The sequence below is a fragment of the Enterobacter cloacae complex sp. HYC033_NIDB genome (genome assembly GCF_056673335.1).
In genome coordinates this window covers 1,643,337-1,667,431 of sequence record NZ_CP115123.1, presented here as the reverse complement: position 1 = coordinate 1,667,431, position 24,095 = coordinate 1,643,337, and the positions used below count along the sequence as shown (strand labels likewise).

At 56.3% G+C, this 24,095-nt stretch carries 17 protein-coding genes; 4 read left to right on the top strand and 13 right to left on the bottom strand.

What is annotated here, in order from left to right:
* Positions 1-104 precede the first annotated feature (104 nt).
* A complete protein-coding gene (gene dgt / locus O1721_RS07830; RefSeq protein WP_032647306.1) occupies positions 105-1,619 on the bottom strand; it encodes a dGTPase in 1,515 nt (504 codons plus the stop codon).
* A gap of 82 nt (positions 1,620-1,701) precedes the next feature.
* Here dgt and mtnN point away from each other — a divergent pair, with 82 nt between their 5' ends.
* From mtnN to O1721_RS07815, 3 genes are read left to right on the top strand one after another with little or no spacing between them, the layout of a single operon-like run.
* Positions 1,702-2,400, top strand: coding sequence for a 5'-methylthioadenosine/S-adenosylhomocysteine nucleosidase (gene mtnN, locus O1721_RS07825; protein ID WP_003856223.1), 699 nt, complete (start codon positions 1,702-1,704; stop codon positions 2,398-2,400).
* On the top strand, positions 2,393-3,202 hold the full coding sequence (gene btuF, locus O1721_RS07820; protein ID WP_017383741.1) for a vitamin B12 ABC transporter substrate-binding protein BtuF: 810 nt from the start codon (positions 2,393-2,395) through the stop codon (positions 3,200-3,202). The genes mtnN and btuF overlap by 8 nt, the downstream gene beginning before the upstream one ends.
* A gap of 24 nt (positions 3,203-3,226) precedes the next feature.
* The gene (locus tag O1721_RS07815; protein ID WP_003856227.1) at positions 3,227-3,850 is read left to right on the top strand and encodes a TRIC cation channel family protein; all 624 of its coding nucleotides are present in this window, start codon (positions 3,227-3,229) and stop codon (positions 3,848-3,850) included.
* Between the two features lie 58 nt (positions 3,851-3,908).
* Here the strand turns inward: O1721_RS07815 and erpA are convergent, their stop codons facing one another.
* Together erpA and clcA are read right to left on the bottom strand one after the other, a co-directional pair.
* Complete coding sequence (gene erpA, locus O1721_RS07810) at positions 3,909-4,253, bottom strand: iron-sulfur cluster insertion protein ErpA (RefSeq protein ID WP_003856230.1); 345 nt, start codon at positions 4,251-4,253, stop codon at positions 3,909-3,911.
* A gap of 85 nt (positions 4,254-4,338) precedes the next feature.
* Complete coding sequence (clcA, locus tag O1721_RS07805; RefSeq protein ID WP_479953727.1) at positions 4,339-5,739, bottom strand: H(+)/Cl(-) exchange transporter ClcA; 1,401 nt, start codon at positions 5,737-5,739, stop codon at positions 4,339-4,341.
* Positions 5,740-5,916: 177 nt separating this feature from the next.
* On the opposite strand from clcA, the gene hemL reads away from it, so the two are divergent.
* A complete protein-coding gene (gene hemL, locus O1721_RS07800; RefSeq protein WP_032647302.1) occupies positions 5,917-7,197 on the top strand; it encodes a glutamate-1-semialdehyde 2,1-aminomutase in 1,281 nt (426 codons plus the stop codon).
* A gap of 472 nt (positions 7,198-7,669) precedes the next feature.
* Here hemL and fhuB read toward each other — a convergent pair whose 3' ends face one another.
* From fhuB to hrpB, 10 genes are all read right to left on the bottom strand, one after another.
* A complete protein-coding gene (gene fhuB / locus O1721_RS07795) occupies positions 7,670-9,652 on the bottom strand; it encodes a Fe(3+)-hydroxamate ABC transporter permease FhuB (protein ID WP_032647300.1) in 1,983 nt (660 codons plus the stop codon).
* Positions 9,649-10,539: a Fe(3+)-hydroxamate ABC transporter substrate-binding protein FhuD gene (fhuD, locus tag O1721_RS07790; protein WP_003856240.1), complete on the bottom strand. Its 891-nt coding sequence runs from the start codon at positions 10,537-10,539 to the stop codon at positions 9,649-9,651. The genes fhuB and fhuD overlap by 4 nt, the downstream gene beginning before the upstream one ends.
* Positions 10,539-11,336 carry a Fe3+-hydroxamate ABC transporter ATP-binding protein FhuC gene (fhuC, locus tag O1721_RS07785; RefSeq protein WP_032647298.1) on the bottom strand — a complete coding sequence of 266 codons (798 nt, stop codon included), beginning with the start codon at positions 11,334-11,336 and terminating at the stop codon, positions 10,539-10,541. The genes fhuD and fhuC overlap by 1 nt, the downstream gene beginning before the upstream one ends.
* A 50-nt stretch (positions 11,337-11,386) precedes the next feature.
* On the bottom strand, positions 11,387-13,597 hold the full coding sequence (fhuA, locus tag O1721_RS07780) for a ferrichrome porin FhuA (RefSeq protein ID WP_032668676.1): 2,211 nt from the start codon (positions 13,595-13,597) through the stop codon (positions 11,387-11,389).
* A gap of 204 nt (positions 13,598-13,801) precedes the next feature.
* Complete coding sequence (locus O1721_RS07775; RefSeq protein WP_223259294.1) at positions 13,802-14,749, bottom strand: fimbrial protein; 948 nt, start codon at positions 14,747-14,749, stop codon at positions 13,802-13,804.
* Positions 14,750-14,793: 44 nt separating this feature from the next.
* Positions 14,794-17,271: a fimbria/pilus outer membrane usher protein gene (locus O1721_RS07770; RefSeq protein WP_032647296.1), complete on the bottom strand. Its 2,478-nt coding sequence runs from the start codon at positions 17,269-17,271 to the stop codon at positions 14,794-14,796.
* Between the two features lie 20 nt (positions 17,272-17,291).
* Entirely contained in the window at positions 17,292-18,005 is a 714-nt protein-coding gene (locus O1721_RS07765; RefSeq protein ID WP_032647295.1) for a fimbrial biogenesis chaperone, read from the bottom strand.
* A 43-nt stretch (positions 18,006-18,048) separates the two neighbouring features.
* Positions 18,049-18,657 carry a fimbrial protein gene (locus O1721_RS07760; RefSeq protein ID WP_048984305.1) on the bottom strand — a complete coding sequence of 203 codons (609 nt, stop codon included), beginning with the start codon at positions 18,655-18,657 and terminating at the stop codon, positions 18,049-18,051.
* 272 nt (positions 18,658-18,929) lie between these two features.
* Positions 18,930-21,455, bottom strand: coding sequence for a bifunctional glycosyl transferase/transpeptidase (mrcB, locus tag O1721_RS07755; RefSeq protein ID WP_015572709.1), 2,526 nt, complete (start codon positions 21,453-21,455; stop codon positions 18,930-18,932).
* A 152-nt stretch (positions 21,456-21,607) separates the two neighbouring features.
* Positions 21,608-24,037 carry an ATP-dependent helicase HrpB gene (gene hrpB, locus O1721_RS07750; RefSeq protein ID WP_023295935.1) on the bottom strand — a complete coding sequence of 810 codons (2,430 nt, stop codon included), beginning with the start codon at positions 24,035-24,037 and terminating at the stop codon, positions 21,608-21,610.
* Between the last annotated feature and the right edge of the window lie 58 nt (positions 24,038-24,095).

The window sequence follows — 24,095 nt, the reverse complement described above, 5'->3', positions numbered from 1 at the left end:
GCAAAATTGCTGTGTAACTCAGATTCGTTTTATACCGCTTAGTTCCGGGATTAAGTTTATGGAAAAAGTAAAAATTTATTGGTCGTCTTTACAAAACTCATGGCTTATTCAACGGCCATAAGCTTGCGGTATTCATCCCAGGCATACAAATCTGTCATCCCGCTGATATAGTCCTGGATAAGACGACAGCGATAATAATATTCCATAACTGGCCATTGGGAAGAATGGCGATCTATTTTACTGACGGCCTCAATGTATGCCAGCCGGTGGCGGGTTGAAAGCTTCTGATAGAGACGAGATTCAATCGGCAGGCGGCGAACACGTTCATTATTTGCCAGCTCGCTAAACTCATCGACCGTCAGCTGGAGCAGCGGGCCATAAATCTCCAGCAACCCGCTGATAACCCGGTATCCTTGCAGCTCCAGCTGCTCGACATCCGGGTGGCTGAAAACATGGCGAACAGCCACGTTTTTATATAATTCAAGAAGCTGACTAAAACTGCTCTCATCTTCCAGCAGGGCGTGATTAAATTCCCCGCTAAATATCATCGGCAAATTATCAATGAAACGGGCGGCCGCATACGGCACCAGTTTATTCAGCGTGTTCACCCGCAAATACATAAAGAACTGATCTTCGGTACTGCGGCTCAGCGAATTTGAACGCGATTTATCCCAGGCATTCTCGACGACCTGCGCAAACAGAGAACCTTTTTCATGCTCTCCCCAGGCATCATGAAGATGCTGATACAGCTCCTCGACGCTGAATATTCTTTTTTCCACCGCGTCTTCCAGATCGGCCACGCAATAAGAAATGTCATCAGCCGCTTCCATAATCCATGTCAATGGAAAACGGCCATTAGGGGTCAGAGACAGTTCTTTACGCAACCGCGCGATGTATGCTTCTTCCGATAAGTAATAGCCCGGTTTTTTCATCAGGTAGCTATGCGTGGCGGGCGTTTCTCCGATCCACCATGCGGGACGCGTGTATTTAAGAATACAGCCCACCTGGGCCCAGGTCAGATTCATCCGCATCAGGGAGTGCACCAGACGGATCCCCTGCGCGTTACCTTCGAAATGACACAGATCCTGGCGCACCTTACGGCGCAGATCGTTCAGGCTATCTTCGCCTTCACGCAGGCATAAATCGCGTACCACACAGCGGTCATCGCTGAGCGGCTGGCTTATGGCGTCAGAGGGAAAAAGCCGCTGTTTAAACCAGTCATTGATGGCGGCCTCGCCGAAATGACCAAAGGGAGGATTGCCGATATCGTGCATCAGGCAGGCCATCTCAACGATGCTTTCGAACGGCCCGGTCAGTTCATCCAGTCCGTAGGTTTCCAGCAGACGTTGCTCTTTGAGACGGCTGAGGATCTCTTTCGCAATGTAGCGCCCCACCTGCTGCACTTCCATGGAGTGCGTTAACCGCGTACGCACCGCGGCGTTACGCTCCAGCGGGAACACCTGGGTTTTTTGCTGTAACCGACGGATGGCGGGCGAGTTGATGATGCGTCCGCGATCGCTTTCGAAAATGCGCAGGATCTCATGTTCGCTCTTATCGCCCTGTGGCGAACGGAAACGTCGGTGCCAGTTAATTTTGGTGCGAAAATCGATTGGTGCCATGTGCTCCCCCGCGTGAGAATGCGTTTCCCCTTAACCGCATGATAGACTATGCATCTTAACAAGGCACATCGCGAGTAAATCTATGAAAATCGGCATTATTGGTGCAATGGAAGAAGAAGTTACGCTGCTGCGTGACAAAATTGAGAACCGTCAGACTCTCTCCCTCGGTGGCTGTGAGATCTACACCGGCCAGTTGAACGGTGTTGACGTGGCTCTGCTGAAATCAGGCATCGGTAAAGTTGCAGCGGCACTGGGCGCGACCCTGCTGCTTGAGCGCTGCAAGCCTGACGTTATCATTAATACGGGTTCTGCGGGCGGTCTGGCGCCGACGCTGAAAGTGGGCGATATCGTGGTTTCCGACGAAGCGCGTTATCACGATGCAGATGTCACCGCATTCGGCTACGAATATGGTCAGCTTCCGGGCTGCCCGGCCGGGTTTAAAGCGGATGATAAGCTGATTGCCGCCGCTGAAAGCTGCATTAACGAGCTGAACCTCAATGCGGTGCGTGGCCTGATCGTCAGCGGCGATGCCTTTATCAACGGCTCTGTCGGTCTGGCGAAAATCCGTCATAACTTCCCGCAGGCTGTGGCCGTTGAGATGGAAGCCACAGCCATCGCGCACGTATGCCATAACTTCAGCGTGCCGTTCGTGGTCGTTCGCGCGATCTCTGACGTGGCGGACCAGCAGTCCCACATCAGCTTCGACGAATTCCTGGCCGTTGCGGCCAAACAGTCCACCGTGATGGTGGAAACTCTGGTGCAGAAACTGGCGCGTGGGTAAGGTGTCATTCAGGGCGCTGGTCGCCCTGCTTCTGCTCGCTCCGGCCTGGCTCATCGCCGCGCCGCGGGTGATCACTCTCTCCCCTGCCAATACGGAACTGGCGTTTGCCGCCGGGATCACGCCCGTTGCGGTGAGCAGCTTTTCCGATTATCCACCGCAGGCCGCCCATATCGAACAGGTTGCCACCTGGCAGGGAATGAACCTGGAACGCATCGTGGCGCTGAAGCCCGATCTGGTCCTCGCCTGGCGCGGCGGTAATGCCGAACGGCAGGTGAACCAGCTCTCTTCGCTGGGAATAACGGTAAAATGGGTGGACGCGGTGAGCATCGAACAGGTGGCGCAAACCCTCCGTGACCTCGCGCCCTTCAGCCCTACCCCCCAACGCGCCGGGCAGGCTGCACAGCAGATGCTCAACGACTATGCCGCGCTAAAAGCCCGATACGGCACGCAACCGAAACAACGCGTTTTTCTGCAATTTGGCAGCCAGCCGCTGTTTACTACCGGTAAAGGCTCGATCCAGAACCAGGTGCTTGAAACCTGTGGAGGTGAAAATATCTTTGCCGAAAGCCGGGTTCCCTGGCCCCAGGTCAGTCGTGAGCAGGTTCTGGCACGACAACCGCAGGCCATTGTGGTGGTCGGAAATGCGAGCGAGATTCCTAAAATAGAACAATTCTGGCATCGGCAGCTTAAAATTCCGGTCATCGCACTCAACAGCGACTGGTTTGAACGCGCCAGCCCGCGTATTATCCTCGCCGCAAAACAACTCTGCGCCGAACTGGCAGAGAGTCACTCAAACAGATAAATACCCCCCTTCGAGGATTTAACGATGCTCGTGTATTGGCTGGATATTCTTGGCACAGCCGTTTTTGCTATCTCCGGCGTTTTGCTTGCCGGAAAACTACGCATGGATCCTTTTGGCGTACTGGTACTCGGCGTTGTTACGGCGGTGGGAGGCGGAACGATCCGCGATATGGCGCTGGCAAACGGCCCGGTATTCTGGGTAAAAGATCCCACGGATCTGGTGGTGGCGATGGTCACCTGCCTGTTAACCATCGTGCTGGTTCGTCAGCCTCGCAGACTGCCAAAATGGATATTGCCGGTGCTGGATGCCGTCGGTCTGGCGGTCTTTGTGGGAATAGGCGTGAATAAAGCCTTTATTGCCGGGACTGGCCCGCTGGTGGCGATCTGTATGGGCGTGCTAACCGGCGTGGGCGGAGGGATTATTCGCGACATACTGGCGCGAGAAGTCCCGATGATCCTGCGAACGGAAATCTACGCGACGGCCTGTATCATCGGGGGGATTGTTCACGCCACGGCGTATTACACCTTTGCTGTCCCGCTGGAGAATGCGGCGATGCTGGGGATGGTGGTCACGCTGGTGATCCGTTTAGCGGCGATACGCTGGCACCTGAAGCTGCCGACGTTTGCGCTGGATGAAAATTCAAGATAGGCGTCGTTTATAAGCCCGGTAGCGCTTCGCTTACCGGGCCTACAATCTGCGTTCAAGCTTAAATACTGAACGAAGAACCACACCCGCAGGTGCTGGTCGCATTCGGGTTAGTCACCACAAAGCGCGAACCTTCCAGACCTTCAGTGTAGTCCACTGAACCGCCCACCAGATATTGCAGGCTCATCGGGTCAACCACCAGCGCGACGCCCTGTTTCTCGATAGTCATATCACCATCGTTAACCTGATCGTCAAAGGTAAAACCATACTGGAAGCCACTACAGCCGCCGCCGGTAATATAAACACGCAGTTTCAGATCCGGATTGTCCTCGTCGGCAATCAGGGTTTTCACTTTTTTCGCTGCTGCTTCGGTAAATTCCAGCGGCAACGCTACGTCATCACTCATCTTATGCTCCCATGAATACTGCGACTGCTATTGGGCAAAAATCACCCAATTCTTTTTGTCATTATCTAATACCCTGGTAATTCATTCAAGTATTCTGCTTCAGGGCCTGTTCAGCTTCCTGTTTCGCCAGGGTACGGGCAAGAATGGTGGAGTATAGCGGTTTTCCACCCAGGAATTGGGCTAATAGTGTCGCGCCGAGACAGGTAATGATCATTGGCAAAATGAGCTGGTAATTGTCGGTCATTTCCAGCACCAGTACGATCCCGGTCAGCGGCGCGCGCAGGGAGGCCGCCAGCAGCGCCCCCATTCCCGCAACCGCAAACGTCCCCGCCTCCAGATGGTAGGCCGGGAAACCTGCCGCCGCCGCCATCCCGAACGCCGTACCCAGCAGCGTCCCCAGTGCCAGCATCGGAGCAAAAATGCCGCCCGGGGCGCCAGAGGAGAAGCACAATACCGTGGTGATGACGCGTGAAATAAACATAAACAGCAGCAGGCCTACGCTGAAATTCCCCGCCGCGGCAATGGGAATCAGGCCGAAACCGCCGCCCGCCGCATTCGGTTCGATGAAACCGAGGATCCCGCACACGCCGCCAAGCAGGCCTCCCACCAGCACCCATTTCGTGGTATTTCCGCCATGGATGCGCTGAAACATATCCTGCGCCCGTAAAATCAGGGTGTTAAAAAGCGGGCCGACGACGCCAAAAATCATCCCAAGAACCAGATACAGCCATAAAGTATTGACCGGCGCATTGGTCAGCTTGCCAACTTCAATCACCGCTCCTTCGCCGTTAAAGACGCGAAAGACAATGCTCGACATAATCACGCCGGTAAACACCGCTTTAATGGAGATCAGGTTGTAGCGGAACTGGGCACGCATCTCTTCAATGATAAACAGGATACCCGCCAGCGGCGCGTTAAACGCCGCAGACAGCCCCGCTGCGGCCCCCGTCGCCAGCAGCGTATGCCGTGCTTCGGCGCTGCGCATACGGAACAGATCGCCGACCATGCGCCCGACGTTACCGCCCAGCTGTACCGTTGGCCCTTCCCGACCGAGCACCATGCCCGCCCCGAGGGTTCCCATCCCGCCGATAAATTTCACAGGAAGCACCCGCCACCAGCGAACCGGGCGTAGCTCCTCCAGCGCCCCCTCAATTTCAGGGATCCCCGAGCCACCTGCTTCAGGTGCGAATTTACGCACCAGAAAATACCCCACCATGGCAAACAGCGCCGAAAGGCCAAAGGCCCACACCCAGACCAGCCATTCCCGATCGGCAAAGCTGGCGACGGTACCTATGCGCCAGTTGAGCACCGCGTTGACCGCTTTCTCGAATGCGCCCCCCACCAGCCCGGCCAGCGTACCGACCACGGCGGCTGCCAGCAGAATGGCTAACGGGGTTTTGTCACGGTTGAGCAGCCGCCGGATACTGACCCGGTGCTTCGCGTGCGTAAACTGTTGTTGTTCAAAAGAAGGTGTGTTCTCGTTCATTACCTGTTCTGTTTCGTCATACAAAAGGCCGCAGGGATTCTACCAGAGACAATCCCCTCGTCCCCTGAAAAATACTTAACAATTGTTAAGCCTTCTGAGGGGCAAAAATTTTATAACCTCTTCCGAATCACTTAGAATAGTTGCCTTAACTTATTTCTACGAACCAGGAACGACGCCATGAGCAAGTCTGAAAACCTCTACAGCGCAGCCCGCGAGCTTATTCCAGGCGGCGTGAATTCACCCGTGCGCGCCTTTACCGGCGTGGGTGGCACCCCGCTGTTTATCGAACGTGCGGATGGGGCATATCTGTATGATGTGGATGGTAAAGCCTATGTCGATTACGTCGGCTCCTGGGGCCCGATGGTACTGGGGCACAACCACCCGGCGATCCGCAACGCGGTGATTGAAGCCGCTCAGCGCGGCCTGAGCTTCGGCGCGCCAACCGAGATGGAAGTCAAAATGGCGGAGTTGGTCACCGAGCTGGTGCCAACGATGGACATGGTGCGTATGGTGAACTCCGGTACCGAAGCGACCATGAGCGCTATTCGTCTGGCGCGCGGTTTTACCGGTCGTGACAAGATCATCAAGTTCGAAGGTTGTTATCACGGCCACGCCGACTGCCTGCTGGTAAAAGCCGGTTCCGGCGCGCTGACGCTCGGTCAACCGAACTCCCCGGGGGTGCCGGCTGATTTCGCGAAACACACGCTGACCTGCACCTATAACGATCTGAACACCGTTCGCGCCGCGTTCGAGCAGTATCCGCAGGAGATCGCCTGCATCATCGTTGAACCGGTGGCGGGCAACATGAACTGTATTCCACCGCAGCCGGATTTCCTGCCGGGCCTGCGCGCACTGTGCGATGAGTTCGGCGCGCTGCTGATCATCGACGAAGTGATGACCGGTTTCCGCGTCGCGCTGGCGGGAGCGCAGTCATACTACGGCGTAGAGCCGGATCTGACCTGCCTCGGCAAAATCATTGGCGGCGGCATGCCTGTCGGCGCGTTTGGCGGCCGTAAGGACGTGATGGACTCGCTGGCGCCAACCGGTCCTGTTTACCAGGCAGGTACGCTCTCCGGTAACCCGATTGCGATGGCTGCGGGCTTTGCCTGTTTGACCGAAGTGGCGCAGCCGGGTATCCACGAAACCCTGACGGACCGGACGACGCAGCTGGCAAACGGCCTGCTGGAAGCCGCAGAAGACGCGGGTATTCCGCTGGTGGTAAACCACGTCGGGGGGATGTTCGGGATTTTCTTCACCGATGCGAAAACCGTGACCTGCTATCAGGACGTGGTGAAATGCGACGTGGAACGCTTCAAACGCTTCTTCCATCTGATGCTGGAAGAAGGCGTGTATCTTGCGCCGTCAGCGTTTGAAGCGGGCTTTATGTCCGTGGCGCACAGCGAAGAAGATATCAATAACACCATCGACGCAGCGCGTAAGGTGTTTGCGAAGCTGTAAAATGTGCGGCTTGATGCCCTCATCCCAACCCTCTCCCACAGGGGAGAGGGTTCCCCAGTAATTTGAAAGCAAAAGCGATAACGTTGCCTCAGAATAACTGAGGACTTTCAGCGATGCCTCGGTCCGGCTGTAAATCGCTGAGGCGTTTCCTGTAGGTCGGGGCGAGGCGCAGGGATGCGCCGAGAGGGCGGGCTTTACAGGGACGTTTCCTCCGCCCGTACCCGATTAGCCGGAAGGAATAAGCCGAAGGTACCGCGAAGCGGCGATTTTCCGCCGGAAGCCCGGGTCGCCAGGGTGGTGGCGACTGAGCCACCCTGGCACGTTCACCGCTCATGTCGTGACAAAGTAGCAAGGAACATAAAGTGAACGGAATGACCACCAGAGCCGTATGTTCCCCCTCACCCCAGCCCTCTCCCACAGGGAGAGGGAGCAAAAAAGTAAACGGCAATCTAAGGATTGCCGTTTACTTTTATTACCGACTCTGCTTTCTCAACAGATATATAAAGTACGGCGCGCCGATAAAGGTCGACAGCAGGCCCGCCGGGATCTGATACGGGAACAGCACCATCCTTCCGCACCAGTCAGCAAAGACCAGGATCGCTCCGCCCGTCAGCGCAGAGATCACGATATGCGGCAAAGTCCGGCGGAAGCCCATCATACGGGCGATATGCGGCGCCATTAATCCGACAAAACTGAGCGGGCCGATAGTCATGGTGGCCGTCGCCGTCAGGCACGCGGCCAGCAGCAACAGGGCGATACGCGTTGGCGTCAGCGCCACCCCGACCGCGCGGGCGGTATCCCCACCCAGCGGCAGAATGGTCATCCAGCGACGGCACAGCGGCACAATCGCCAGCAGTACGATCATCACAATCCCGGTATGCACCACCTGACTGCCGGTAGCGTTGTACGTTGAACCGGAAATCCAGGTCAGGATCTGCGCCATGCGCGGATCGCCGCTCGCCTGCAACATCATCAGCAGCATAGTAAACGCGGTGCTGAGCGCCATCCCGGCCAGCAGCATGCGGTGAGGTGAGAACCCCCCTCGCCCGGAGGCGATCAGGATAATCATCAGCGTGACTGCCGCGCCGATACTCCCGGCAGGCATCAGCCAGCCGAACGCATTTCCCGGCACGAGGAACAACATCAACACTACGCCAAACGCGGCCCCGGAGCTGATCCCTAATACTTCCGGGCTTGCCATCGGGTTGCCGGTGAGACGCTGGATAATACAGCCCGCCACCGCCAGCATGACGCCCGCAATCAGCGCGGAGAAGATCCGCGGCCAGCGCCACTGCATGAGTTCATGCAGCAAATCCCCCGTCGCCCAGTGCCAGCCTGTGGCGTCGCGTCCCAGCGAGAGTGCGGCAAACGAGGCGATAACCAGCACCGCCAGCCCGGCAAGGCTGAACCACACCACCGACTGACGTTCGGCATGTACTTTATCGCCGGCATCCATTGCCGGGGCGCTAATGCTGCGCAGGCGCGGCAACAGCCACAGCAGCAGCGGCGCGCCGATCAGAGCCGTCACCGAGCCCGTGGAAACTTCCATCCAGACGCGCGCCAGCCAGAGAATGAGTTGATCGGAAAGCCAGAGGATCAGCGCGCCAATCAGCGGAGCCAGCATCAGACGCGCCAGCAGACGGCGCGCGCCGAGCATTTTTGCCAGCAATGGCGCAAACAGGCCGATAAAACCGATGATGCCGACGGCGTTAACCAGTAACGCGCTCAGCACAATTGCCAGGGTCAGGGCCGCCAGGCGCGCCAGCGACAGCGCCAGCCCCAGATTGCGCGCCACGCCGTCATCGAGGCCCATCAACGTCAGCGGACGCAGCAGCAGCAGCGTCAGCACCACGCCGCCGAACAGCTGCGGCCACAGGCGCTGGACGATACTCCAGTCGGTCTGGGTGAGCGTGCCGGTACTCCACATAAACATGCTTTGCAGCTGGTCGTGGTGAAACAGCACCAGCAGCTGGTTGATCGCCCCACAGTAGAGGCTGACGACCAGCCCCGCGAGGATCAGCGTGACCGGCGAGAGACGTTTTCCCCAGGCCACGCCAAAGACCAGCGCACCGACCACACATGCGCCTGCCAGCGCGGCAAACTGCGAGGTTAACGCTCCCGGCAGGGTCCAGAGAGTGGTGATGGTGATCCCCAGCTGAGCCCCCGTCGCCACGCCCAGCGTGGTCGGCTCTGCCAGCGGGTTACGCAGCACCTGCTGAAACAGTACGCCCACCAGTCCCAGTCCCGCCCCGACCAGCAGGGAGATAGCCAGACGCGGCAGCAGGCTGTAGTGGAACAGCATTTGCTGAATATTATCGATATCCGGTGCGGCAAACGCGGCTGCCCACTGATCGCGCGGTAACGCCGTGGTCAGGTTAAAGCCGGTTAACACCAGGGCAGCCAGAAAAATGAGCGCTAACAGTAACATTGGGAAACGGGCCATCCGCGTGCTCATGCCTTGCCTCCCAGTGCATTGTCCAGCACGCGGGCAAAGTGCATTGCCGACAGCGTCGCGCCGTAGAACCATACCGCTGGCGCGCGCAGGAAGCGCTGCTCGCGGACGAACGGCATTGCCTGCCAGAGCGGAGTCGCCATCAGAGTTTGCATTTCGCGTTCGTTCCCGTGATCGAAGCACAGCACGTCCACATCACGAAACGCCGCCAGACGATCAATCCCCACGGCGGTACTGCCCCAGAATGTCATCTCGCCTTCCCAGGCATTGCGAATGCCAAAGCTGTCGAGCACTTCCTGGAACAGACAGTTATTTCCAAAGACCAGCATATGGCGGGCATCCAGCAGGGTTACCATCAGCAAAGGCCGATCGCCACGGTGGGCAAAGCGCGGCTTGAGGGAATCAATCAGCGCATCAAATTCATCGAGATGTTTTTTCGCCTGAGCCTCACGGTTGAGAAACTGCGCCATCTCGTGGATGGAATTTTTTGCCATGGTCAGCGGCTTTTTGCCGTCGCTAAAGGAAAAGCCCCGCCCTGGCGCAATCTTCGCCATGGTCTCTTCCGACGGGCCATACCCCGCAGACCAGAATAAATAAGACGGTTTCATCTGGGTGAGAAGCTCAAGGTTCGGCTCCGTACGCAGGCCAATGTCGATGACGGAGTCCGGCAGTTTTGGCTCATTCACCCACAGGGTGTAGTTGGGAATATCGGCCACGCCGTAAGGCGTCACGCCAAGCGCCATCATCAGTTCGACGGGCAACCACTCCAGCGCCACGATGCGGTGCGGATCGATAGCGGCAGCGCGGGCCGGGCCCATCTTTAACAGCAGCGGTGAGAGCGCCATGGCCGTCAGCAGGCGACGGCGGCTAATGAATGTTGAATCCAGCATCAGTAGACAAAGCTCACGGGTGCAGCCCCGGCTGGGTGAGACAGGATGCCCATAGGAATACCGTAGATATGTTCCAGCGTTTCGCTGCGCATCAGTTCGGCAGGGGTACCCTGAGCGATCATTTCACCGCCGCGCAGCGCTACCAGGTAGTCGCAATAGCGTGCCGCCATGTTGATATCATGCAGAACGGCAATCACCGCCAGGCCGCGCTGCTGACTTAAGCGATGCACCAGCGCCAGGACGTCAACCTGATGAGCAATATCCAGCGCCGAAGTGGGTTCGTCGAGCAGCAGGCAGCGGCTGTCCTGCGCCACCAGCATCGCGATCCATGCACGCTGACGCTCGCCACCGGACAGGCTATCCACCAGACGGTGCGCCAGCGGTTTTAACCCAACCAGCGCGATCGCCTCTTCCACTTTCTCTCTGTCAGCGACGCCAAAACGCCCGAGCGCACCGTGCCACGGATAACGTCCAATCGCCACCAGCTCGCGCACCGTCATCCCCTCCGCCTGCGGCAACTGCTGCGGCAGATAGGCCACCTTGCGGGCAAAGGCCTTACTGCTCCAGCTCGCCAGCGGCTGGTCATCCAGCAATATGTCGCCCTCGGACGGCGGCTGATGACGACCCAGCATCTTCAGCAGCGTCGATTTACCGGAACCATTGTGCCCGATTAAACCGGTCACTTTACCTGCGGGAAACGTCAAAGAGAGCGGATGCAGCAAGGTGCGCCCGGGTACGCGAAAGGAGAGATTGTTGAGCGTGAAGGTGGAGTCGGATTGCGTTTTATTATCCTGCATGTCAGCCAACTTAAATAAAAAGGGCACGGCGAACCGTGCCCAGAAAGAGGTTAGAAGCGGAAGGTCGCGGTGGCAACAACCTGGCGTCCTGCTCCCCAGTAGCATGCATACTCGCTGTAGCAGCTGGAGACGTATTCACGGTCAAAGATGTTGTTCACGTTGACGCCGACGGAAGATCCCGGCAGACCGAAGCGCGCCAGATCGTATTTCACGGTCGCATCCGCCAGGGCATAACCCGCGACGTTAAAGGACTCATAGGCTTTAGGCGACGCTGAGGAGTAGTACGTCACCGTGTTACCGATGTAACGCGCGCCCGCACCGACGGTCAGGCCACTCAGCGCCGTCTCGTGGAAGGTGTAATCCGCCCACAGGGATGCCATGTTGCGCGGTACTTCTGCCGGACGACGACCTTCATACCAGGTATCATGGGTATATTCCGCATCGGTGTAGCTGTAGGCCGCCGTTACGTTCACGTTAGCCGACACCGCCGCTTTCGCTTCCAGCTCAAAGCCACGGGAGCGAATTTCACCGCCCTGCACGCTAAAGCCGCTGGTCGGGTTCGCCGGATCGGCGGTCAGGTTGTTGTTCTTGGTCAGCTGATATACCGCGGCCGTCACCACAACAGGCAGATCTTTCGGAACATACTTCACGCCCGCTTCATACTGCTTGCCGCGCGCCGGATCGAACGGTTTGCCGCCCTGGGTGGTGCCAGAGAGCGGTTCAAAGGATTCACTGTAGCTGAAGTATGGGGTAATCCCGTTGTCGAACAGGTAGTTAATCCCCCCGCGCCAGGTAAATGCCTGATCGTTAATTTCCGCGGTCGTCCCGTTATTACGGTTAAAGGCAGACGTTTTTGCAAAGTCATAGCGGCCACCCATGGTGAGTACCCACTTATCCCATTCCGCCTGATCCTGAGCATAGAGCCCGGTCTGCTCCTGGCGATTGAGCATGGCATACGGGAAGTTCACATTGACGTTCGCATTGCCGTGCTGCGGATTGTTCATGCTGATCGGATCGGCGGTACCGTAGTCAGCATCAATATCATTGCGCATACGAAGGTAATCCACCCCCGTCAGCAGCGTATGGTCAACGGCACCGGTCGCGAATTTCGACTGGAGCTGTGTATCAACCGTGAACGAGTTGAGGTCTTCATCTGAGCGCACGTACGCACGGCTGATCTGGGCCGGAGCGATATAGCCGTTACCGTAAACTGAACGGTAAAGCGTATTGATTTTGGTATAACGCAGATTCTGACGCACGGTGAAGGTGTCGTTGAATTCATGCGCGAAGCTGTAACCCACCATTTTCTGACGACGGGAGATCTTATTGTCTTCATCGCCTTCGTTGAAATCGGTCGGCAGTTTGTGCGCCTTTCCGTTAGCATCATAGTAAGGCACAACGGTACCTTCACGCGGCAGCCAGCCGTAGTAACCCGCATCCGGATCGCTCTGGAAGTTGCTCAGGAAAGTGAAATCGGTTTTATTATCAGGACGCCAGCTGAAAGACGGCGCAATCGCGTAACGAGTAGACTTCACCATCTCCTGCTGCGCATTTTCACTGCGTCCCAGGCCGGTCAGACGGTAGGACCACACGCCGTTATCATCAATCGCGTCGCTGAAGTCAAACCCAGTCTGCCACAGGTTATCCGTCCCCATTTTGAACTGAATTTCTTTTAACGGTTCCGTGGTTGGACGCTTGCTGACCATACTCACTACGCCGCCAGGGTGGCTTTTGCCATACAGTACGGACGTCGGGCCTCGCAGCAGCTCTACGCGCTCCAGGAAGTATGGGTCCATCGACGCTTCAGAGTAGTTATCCCCTTGCAGCTTCATACCATCCAGATACTGGTTGGTATTCACGGTGCTGGAGGTGGTGAACCCACGAATCGAAACCACATCATAGGTCGTTGAGGCGCCGCGCGTTGCGAAAACGCTCGGCGTGTAGGCCAGCGCCTGTTTAACCGTCCCCGGCTGTTTCATGTCCATCTCTTCACGTGTGACCACGGAAATGGACTGCGGGGTTTTCTCGATCGGTGTATCGGTTTTCGTCGCCGTTGCAGTGCGCTTTGCTGCAATCGTCGGTGCAGGCCCCCAGGCACTCTCCTGCGCAGCCGGTGCGGCAGTAACAGTAATGGTTTCTTCTTTTTTCGGGGTTTCGGCGGCATGAGCATAAGCAGACATGCCGGCAACCGCTGTGGCTACGACGACCGCGATTTTACGCAGCGACGTGTTAATTGGCTGAGCAGTATTGGAAAGCGCCATGATGGATCTCTGATGGAAAAGTGAATGATAACGTAAACGAGAATTATTATTATGACCGCAGAATAATATGCGAAACGTTGGCTGCATAGCAAGCAGTATGCGGCCCTACAAGATATAAGGGTTTAAGAATTAACCAGATGAAAATAGAGGGTTAATGAAGTTAGCGAAATGATCGCTAAAGCCCGCCGAAACGGGCCGGAGGGCTTAACGATAGAAGAGTTCGAAAGTCGCGACGGCGTCGACTTTCCCGGCTTTAACCTCTCCCGTTTTGATGTAACGGGCTTTGAGTGGGATCTCAACCGGGACGTTGTCCTGGGTACGGGTTATTGCCGTGTAGCTCTGGTCGAACTGTAACACCGCATCGTTCTTGTCGAGGATTTGAATGCCTACGCCGCTTGCAGCGTTGTCTCCGGTAGCAATATTGAGGATATTGCCATCCGTTACGCCAGTCGACCCTGCACTGGTGAACTGATAATCAATTTTTGTCCCGGCGGCGCAGTCCGTAATATCAATCCTGAAACGACTGTCGGTCAGGATGTCAGAATACTGACCGTTAAAATCGTGCGCATTGACCGTTTCCAGAGGCACGTAGATGTTTTTATCCGCCAGGTTACAGGTGTTTGTCGTGATGTGCACACTGGTTGGTGAAAAGCGAATTTCGCCTATCACGTCGTTATCGTAAGTTTCATGTGAGGTTAACAGGGACGTATTAAGATCGCCCTCTTCGACTTCACCAATAACGATCAACTGAGCGGTAGCCCGGAAATTGTAATTCGTTGAAAAGCTTCTGATCGTGCCAAGATAAGTTTCCGGCCTGATAATGTCTTCTTCGGTATAGCTGGGGAACTGGGTTGTAGACGCTGCAACGCGAATGCCAATCCCGGCCACGTTGGTTTTATACACTCCGGGTAAAACATCTTCACGTGCATCAGCATCACTCAATGAGAGATAGCCTCTACGTACCCGAACGGAATCACCATCACATCTTTGCGCAATTTCACCTGATTCCACGCTGGCGTCATAAATAATGGTACCGACCTGAACGTCTGGCTCAAGCTGGATGACAGCGGGAATGTTGAAGGTAACAATTCCCCCGCTACTTCCGCCTCCCGTAAATGTACAAGTTGCGAATGCCGGAGCTGAAAACAGCATGATTAGGCCAGCCATTGCGCTGATGAATAGTTCTTTGCTACGCCTCATTGGCAATTTACCGTCATTTTCAAAATAGTTGCTGAGCGCCCGGGAGGGAGATCCCCCGCCCACGCACACCGTTGATCGCGCCCGTCACCCCACTGCACATTCAGGGAAACCGCTTCATGCAGACCGGTAAGCCAGACTTCTCCTTCATCACCGACGATAGCCGTTGCACTTTCCTGCGTGACAATGGCGCCGAAAGGTACCGGCTTGCCGTGGAAAAGCAGCGTGATAAGCGCACGCTTCCCCACTCGTGCATCAAAGTTCGCTGAGATGGCCGCACCTTTTGTTGGGACAACATCCTGGGTAGCGGCGGCAATTTCAATATCTTCACGATCCTGGGTGTTGACCGTAATACCGTTTTTCCGGTAGGCCGTCAGGGAAGGGACAATCGCGTTACCAAAGCGATCGGTGTAGATCCCTCGCCCGTTCTGTACTTTGACGTTATCGCCATCTTTGATATGGACAATGGCAAAGGCGTCGCGGACGGATTGCCCCAGGGTTACTCCATGTTCATGCGCAACAATTGAACCCTGCGCGCTGTAGTTCCACTGTCGGTTATCGCCCCCGTAGTTATACCCCAGCCCGACATCACCGGCAGATCCCCGGTAGCGCCCGGATACACTGCCGCCATAGCCAGTATCTTGACTGGCATAGGTCTGCTGGAGGTTATAGCTGAGGTTATTGTTCTCAAGTGCCGTGCCGCCGATCCCTACCTGATGCGAAACGAATCCACCGCTGGCAGTGTTGGCGCTGTAAGTTGACCATGCGTTCGCTAGCCAGCGTGAAAGAGGTACGTTGACCATCAACGCCATTTGCCGATCGGTATTGGCGTCCGGCGTACGCGTCAGGCTGTAGCTTACCGACCAGGTTATACCGCGCCAGCCGGAGCTTAGCCCCGCACTGACGCTGCGCTCGTGTCCTGCCATGTTCCAGTAATCCTGCTGATAGCCATTAAGGTAAGCCGATCCCCAGTCCGAAACGCGTTGGGAAAGATTAACCTGCATGCGGCTGCGCCGATTATTGGTTCGCCGATAGGTATAAATCCCATCGTAAATCTCGCTGTCACGCTGGTCGACAGCTTCCTGAAAGGTATAAAACCCTGAGGTGGAATAACGGTAGCTGGCAAGCGTCACGTTGGTGTCTGTATCCGGAATATCCCTGGAATACTGCGCACGCCATGACATCCCGCGGGCATCATCTCGTCCATCATCAAAAGCCGTACGGGCGGCGGTCACATCCACGGATGCCGATCCGAAACGGCCAAGATCGGCCCCTGTTCCCGCCAGCATAGCCTGATACGACGATGCAACGAGCGCGCCGGCGTATGTTGTTACGCCATAAGGCAGGCCGTAAATGACCGTCCCTTGCAGAAAAGGGGGCTCGTCCTCACCTTCATTACCGCGATAACGCCCTGCTGCCAGCGAATATTTAAATGCTCCTTCCCGCTGTAGCACCGGAACCGATGCACTGGCCTGGATGAAGCTGTGTTCGCTGCCGTCGGCCTCTTCCACCGTCACCTCCAGATCCGCGCCGGATGTGACCTGGCTTAAATCGCGGATCTCAAATGGCCCCGGAGAGACGTTGCTTTGATAAATGGTGTAGCCGTTTTGCCTGATGGTGACCTTTGCATCGCTATTTGCGATACCACGCACCACGGGGGCAAACCCCTGCTGGCTGGTGGGCAGCATGGAAGTATCCGTTTCCAGCTTCACGCCGGTCATTTGGACGCTATCGAAAAGCTCGCCGTTAGTGTACGTCTGGCCTATCTCAAGCTGGCTTTGCAGGGTTTTGATATCACGTTGCAGCGTACTGGCGATTGCATCCCAACCGGCGTTGTCACTCCAGGTGCTGTTGTTACGCAACCGCCACGCCCCGAGGTTGATCCCCGACTCCAGACCAAGCCATGCAGATGACGTTTCACCAGAACGGTAGTGCTGCTGAGAGCCGCTAAACTGGTAGCTTGTCCAGGCGGCGGGAGCACCGTCATCCCAGAATTTAGGCTCGATAGCCCCGGCCGCAGCCTGATCGCGGTATTTTTGCGGGATCACCAGCTTGAGGGTCTGATTATCCTGGTCGTAATCGTAGCGGGCATTATCAATAAAATGGGAGATGTCATCGATTATCACCGCATCATCCAGATCTTTCATGTCCGGGATCGTGTCGACTTTTACCCCTAATGCACGCAGATCCGCTTTGGTCAGCTCCGGTAACAGGCGCTGCTTATCGTCAGACAAGATCCAACTCACCGTGCGTTTATCCAGAACATCCCGATCCCACATAATGGTCGTCAGAAAGTTTCCGGGCAGTAAGCCATTATCATTGATGAAATTTTTTAGCGTTGAGGTGTTTTCCAGCGGAGTGTCCATCTCGAGGATCCGCAGGTTAAATTCGTCATCTGCACTCACAGGCTGGATCATCGCGAGCAGCGCTAACGCGATTCCCTTCAGAACCTGTTTGTAGAGTGGAGATGACGACATAGGGTACCAGCATTGTGTGTTTAAAGAGCCTGCTTGCGCTGGGAGGTTTGCGCGCCGAAATCGCTAATAGCAGTCCACGTCACGGGCCCGTTTGCAGATTGAGGCACAGAAAAATATTGCTCGCTGAAAGGTGCGACCATCATTGAAATCGCCCCCGGCGTGGTTTTTGTGTCAGTCACAGGGACACTTTTCCCGCCCACGGCCAGCTCGCCAAAGGAGACGTAAAACGGCGTTGGGTTTTTCGCAATGAGCTTGTTCCCCTGGCGGCGGAAGGTGATTTTTTCATAGGCTTGTAGCGCATCGGCTTCTTTCAAATCAGCAGGGCGCCAGAACAGCTTCAGACGCGTTTTCATCGCGAATTGCAGCGTATTCTTGTCTTTTAAGTCAGGTGATAACGCCGAGACGGATTTCACATTCGCCAGAAATAAAGATTCGCGATCTGCGGGCAGATTTTTTTTATCGCCGGTAAAAATGATGTGCAAAAGGGTCTGACGATTTTCCTGTAATTTATAGACAGGCGGCGTAATGATGAAAGGTGCTTTTGCATCGTTGGGGTAACTCACCCAGCTTTGCACCAGATATCGAGTATGAGGGTCTTTATTTTTGAGTGCTATTTGTACTTCGGATTTATTCGATGGATAAATAATTCGCGTGCCACCGAGAACCACACTTGCCTGTACTGAACAGCAAGAGATAATCAAACATCCACCTAACAATTTTAATAAATAATTCATACTACGTTCCAGAAGGCAGCCCTTTCAGGCTGCCAAAATAGATTTAGCGATAAACAACCTCGAACGTTGCAGATGAGGAGTAGTGACCTGCTGTTGGTTTGTTATCACCAACCTGAATAACTTTCGCGGTGTAATTAAAGACAGATGCTGTGGTGCCAGTGGCATCGTTCGCAACATCGGTACCGGCTTCCGGTTCTGATCCGTTGAAAACCACGTCCCCCTTAGTCCCATTTTCATTACTGACAATGATGCCAACGTTGGTCGCATTGCCAGCGCCGGAAAGATCGTTCTTCAGGCGCTTGTATTCCGCATCCGTTGTGGTGCCGCTGAACTTGAGGTTCAGTTTGGCAACCAGCGGATCACATTTTTTCACTTCAATCTTAAAGGCCTTCGACGTCCCGACCTGACCGTCAGTGCCAAAATCAGAAGGATAAGTATCTGCAAATGTGACGGTGGAAGTATTGGACCCCGAGCCATCAACATCAATTTCACAGGTATCCGCCACAATTTTTCCGGCGAAATTTACCGTACCAGAATCATTCGCTGCAAATACCGGCAGAGAGAGTGCAGCCATAAGCGTGCTGGCCAACACCGTTGAAACAACATATTTACTCATAACAATATCCTTATATGTGATGATGAAGATATCCATTCTTGATATATACAAAAATGTTGGGAAGTCCTCTAAGGAATATCCTGTGAGGTCAGTAAATTTCTGGAGAGGATTTAATCAGATTATTCTTCATCACGTCTAGATCGCAAAATGATAACACCCGAATAATCGGACACAACTTTCTGTTTTAGATGAAAAAAAGCAAAAATTAATAATTCTACATTTTAAATTTAATAATTTTAAATATAAATGAATGTAAACATAAAAAAAGGCCGCTTAATCATTAAGCAGCCTTTTATTCAGGAAACTAATTAGTTTCCGCCAAACATGTCCTTGATCCAGCCGGCGACACCGTCGCTGTCTTTCTTCTCATTCTGCTGCTGCGGCTGTTGCTGCTGCGGCTGCTGAGGTTGAGAAGACTGATCGAACGGGTTACCTGTCGGTTCTTCTGGCTGACTTTGCTGACACAGCGCATCCGGGTTAGTCGTCCAGACCGGCAGCGTACGCATCCCGCCACCGCAGATAAAGTTGCCCGATGCGTCCACGCCCATATCAACGATATCTTCCGGGGCAACCAGGTTCAGCGGCACCGGAGACTGGTTGGCCAGGTAGCGCTGGTAAATCGACATCGCACCGCTCGCGCCATACAGTTTGGTCGGCTGGTTGTTATCGCGCCCCACCCAGGTGATGACCACTTCACGACCATCAATACCGGCGAACCAGGTATCGACGTTGTTGTTGGTGGTCCCGGTTTTACCCGCCAGATGCAGGCCCGGATACTTCGCTCCCAGCTGACGGCCTGTACCGCGCTGGACAACCTGCTGCATGGTCCACAGCGTCATATAGGCCGCCTGCGCCGGAACTGCACGTTCTGCCTGCGGGAAGCTCTGATACAGCACGGAGCCATCTTCGGCAATCACCGAACGCAGAGCGGAAAGCGGAGCACGGTTACCGCCGCTGGCGATGGTCTGGAACGCCTGCGCCACTTCGATTGGCGTCAGGTTAAGCGCCCCCAGAATCATCGCTGGCACCGGGTGCAGCTGATCTTTCGGTACCCCCAGCTTCTGCCAGGTGTCGGTAATGGCCGGCAGGCCCAGCGCCATTCCGAGGTTAACCGTTGGCACGTTCATCGAGCGGGTTAACGCATCCACCAGCATGACCTGGCCGCTGAACTGTCTGTCATCGTTCTGCGGTGACCAAACCTGGCCGTTAGGCTGGCGCAGGGAAATTGGCGCATCGGCAATCCAGGTATTCAGGCGATAAAGATTCGGCTGGCTCAGCGCGGTCAGATAGGTCGCCGGTTTTGCCAGTGAACCAATTGAACGACGCGCCTGCATGGCACGGTTATAGCCCGCAAACTGCGGCTCAGCACCGCCCACCATGGCACGAACTTCGCCGGTGTTACGGTCAACCACTACCATCGCGGTTTCCAGATCGCTCAGCTTACGCTGCTTTTTCAGCGCCGGAATACCTTCTACCGCCGCTTTTTCTGCGGCGTCCTGTGCCACGGAGTCAAAGGTGGTAAAGATCTTCACGCCGGAGAGATCTTTCACTTTATCCCCGAGCTTAGACTGCAACTCCTGACGCACCATCTGCATAAAGGCAGGCTGCGGAGAGATCACCCCACCACGCGGCTGAACGCCCAGCGGACGCGCGCTCAGCATGTCGTACAGCTCCTGGTCAATCACCTGCTGTTGTTGCAGCAGACGCAGCACCAGGTTACGACGCTCCAGCGCCAGTTTCGGGTTACGCCACGGGTTGTAGATCGACGCGCCTTTCACCATGCCCACCAGCAGCGCCTGCTGGTCAAGGCTCAGCTCTTCTACCGGACGACCAAAGTAGTACAGGCTCGCCAGCGGGAAGCCGCGGATCTCGTTGTCACCGCTCTGACCGAGGTACACCTCGTTCATGTACAGCTCAAGAATACGATCCTTGCTGTAGCGCGCATCCATCAGCACGGCCATGTACGCTTCGTTGGCTTTACGCCAGTAAGAGCGCTCGCTGGAGAGGAACAGGTTTTTCACCAGCTGCTGGGTCAGGGTACTTGCCCCCTGCACCGTACGCCCGGCAGTCAGGTTCGCCAGTACCGCACGACCAATGGAGTAAAGGCTAATACCGTCGTGCTCGTAGAAGTGGCGGTCTTCGGTTGCCAGCAGGGTATCTACCAGCAGATCCGGGAAGCCGTTACGCGCCACGAACAGGCGCTGTTCGCCGTTTGCGGACGACAGCATGGTGATGAGACGCGGATCGAGACGGAAGAAACCGAACTGGCGATCGTTATCCATGTTCTCAATGGTTTCCAGACGATCGCCGTCAAAGGTCAGACGCGCGCGCACCTGCCCTTCTTTACTGTCCGGGAAGTCGAACGGACGGCGGATCATCTCAATGCTTTTCGCCTGGACGGTAAATTCACCCGGACGGGTCATTTTCGTGACCTGACGATACTGCGTGGCTTGCAGCAGCTTCACCATCTCGTTCTTGCTGATGGACATGTCCGGCTCAAGGTTCACCATGCGGCCGTACACTGCCGCAGGCAATTGCCAGACTTTCCCGTCGATACGGCTGCGGATCTTCTGATCCAGATAAACGCCGTAAATCGCGATCAGGACAACAAAAACAATGAACAGCTTCAGCAGCAACCAGAACCAGCCGCGCTTACCACGAGGCTTACGCCCTTTGCCTTTCCCTTTACGTGGCATCGGTTCTTCATCCTCATAATCGTCTTCATAGTCATCGTCATACTCCTCATCTCTGAGGCGACGACGGCTTACCTTTTCTTTCGCCGGACGCGTCGGCTTTCCCTTACGTCCTATTGGCTCGCGGTCATTCCCCGCCATGCTTTTTCTCCGCAACATTCAGGCGCAAAGGCCAGATTTTCTTATCTTGCACAGGTCAGTGAAAGAAGAAATCTCTCAAAGTTTGTTTATCCCTTTCCCCGTGGGAGAGGGCCGGGGTGAGGGCATCAGGCCGCACTCCCCTTTTCGATCCATTACGAATATTTCTTCGTGCGCCGTGTCGGCGCGGTATTCGCCGGATCGTCCGGCCAGACGTGTTTGGGATATCGCCCTTTCATCTCTTTCTGCACTTCACGATAGCTCCCCGCCCAGAACGCCCCCAGATCGCGGGTGATCTGCAAGGGACGATGCGCAGGCGAAAGCAGCTCAAGCACTAACGGCACGCGCCCTTCAGCGATGGACGGCGTGGTGGCCTCACCAAACATCTCCTGCATCCGAACCGCCAGCGCCGGCGGATTATCCTCATGATAACGAATGGCAATCCGGCTCCCGGTTGGCACAGTGTAATGCCCAGGCAGTTCACTATCCAGACGTTGACGTAACGACCAGTCCAGTAAATTCTGTAACGCTGCCTTAACATCAAGCGCCTTCAGGGCGCGCAGCGAGTGTACGCCGTTCATCTGCGGCAACAGCCACTGTTCAAGCGTCGCGAGCAGCGTCTCATCATCCACCGCTGGCCACCCCTGTTCCGGCAGCCACTTCGCGGCGCAATGCAGGCGAATGCGATACTGTTCGGCCTCCGGCGTCCAGTTCAGTACGCTCAGCCCTTTTTCCCGAATGCCGTTCAGCATCGCCTGGTGTAACTCTTCCTCCGACGGCTTCGCCAGCGGTTTCGTCCCGAGCGTCAGTTTGCCAATCTGGCTACGACGGAACGCCTTCAGCGTGCCCTGGGCATCATCCCATTCCACGATGTCAGATTGCTGAAGCAGCTGCGGGCAGGCACGCGTCAGCGCGTCAATATCCACGGCAACCGCCTGTAAAATACGCGCGTCCGGGGAGTGGCTGCCCTGGAGCAAGAGCGGCGCGATCAGCCATTCGTGACGCGTCAGGGCGTCATCGCTGTCCAGCATCGCGCCCATCCCATTTGCCAGCTGATAGCGACCATCCAGCCCGCGACGGCGAGCGATCCTGTCCGGGAAGGCCTGGGCCAGCAGAGGGATAACTTTATCGCTGTCAGGCGAACCGCCCCGGCAATTCAGGCGTTTACACAGCTGCTGCGCGCGTTGTTGCCAGTTTCCCTGATGGCGAGAAAAGGCCTGTCCCAGATCGCTGCTGCCACCGCGCGGCGGCTCCTCAAGAATAGCCGCCAGTTTTGCCGCCGTGGCAATTTCATCGTCGCCCTGTGCTGCCACCAGCATTGCCGCCAGACGCGGATCGTTGCCCAGCGCCGCCATTTTCTGGCCGCGCGCCGTCAGTCGCTCGCCTTCCAGCGCGCCAAGCTGGGTCAGCAGGCTGCGCGCAGCGGAAAGGTTCACGACAGGCGGAGGATTAAGCCAGGTGAGCTGGTCAGGGTCCGGGCAGCCCCACTGCATCAGATCCATCACCAGCCCGGAGAGATCGCTTTGTAAAATCTCAGGCGTGCTCTGCAATGCCGCACGCTCCGCCTGCTCGGCGCTGGTTAAATGCAGGCAAATACCCGGCTCAAGACGCCCTGCTCGCCCTGCGCGCTGCACCATCGAGGCCTGGCTGATGCGCTGCGTCAGTAGCCTGGTCAGCCCGGTACGCGGATCAAAACTGGCCACCCTCTCCTGCGTACTGTCCACCACCAGGCGAATGCCTTCGATGGTCAAACTGGTTTCCGCGATATTGGTTGCCAGCACCACTTTGCGCTGCCCCGCCGGTGCGGGAAGGATCGCCTTGCGCTGGTCAGCCAACGGCAGCGCGCCGTAGAGCGGGCACAGCATAACGTCACTGTTCACCCGGGATGCCAACTGCTCCTGTACGCGCTGGATTTCGCCTACGCCGGGTAAAAACAGCAGCAGCGAGCCGGGCTCCTGGCGGAGCAATTCGGCGGTGGCGATGGCAACCGCTTCGTCAAAACGCTGATGGGCAGGCAGCGGCTGATAGCGGCGCTCGACCGGGAACGCACGCCCTTCAGAGGAGATCATCGGCGCGTCAGGGAGCGTCTGCCGGAGCCGCTCGTTATCCAGCGTCGCCGACATAATCAGCAGCCGAAGGTCGTCGCGCAGCCCCTGCTGAACGTCGAGCAGCAGCGCAAGGGCCAGATCGGCCTGGAGGCTACGCTCGTGAAATTCATCAAGGATCACCAGCCCGACGCCGGTCAGCTCCGGATCGTTTTGCAGCATACGGGTGAGAATGCCTTCGGTGACCACTTCCAGCCGCGTGGATGGTCCAACGCAGGTTTCGGCGCGCATCCGGTACCCTACCGTCTCGCCCGGTTTTTCATTCAGCAGTTCCGCCAGGCGCTGCGCCACATTGCGCGCGGCCAGCCTGCGCGGCTCCAGCAGGATAATTTTCCCGCTGATGCTCCCCTCACGCAGAATTTGCAGGGGCAGCCAGGTGGATTTACCCGCCCCGGTGGGCGCGCTGAGCAAAACCTGTGGCGCATGTTCTAAGGCTGCGAGTAGCTCAGGAAGGACGACGGCGACGGGCAAAGAGGACACTTACGGCTCCAGAGGGTTAACATTAATCGGCGTACATTGTAGCATCGGCGCATATCAT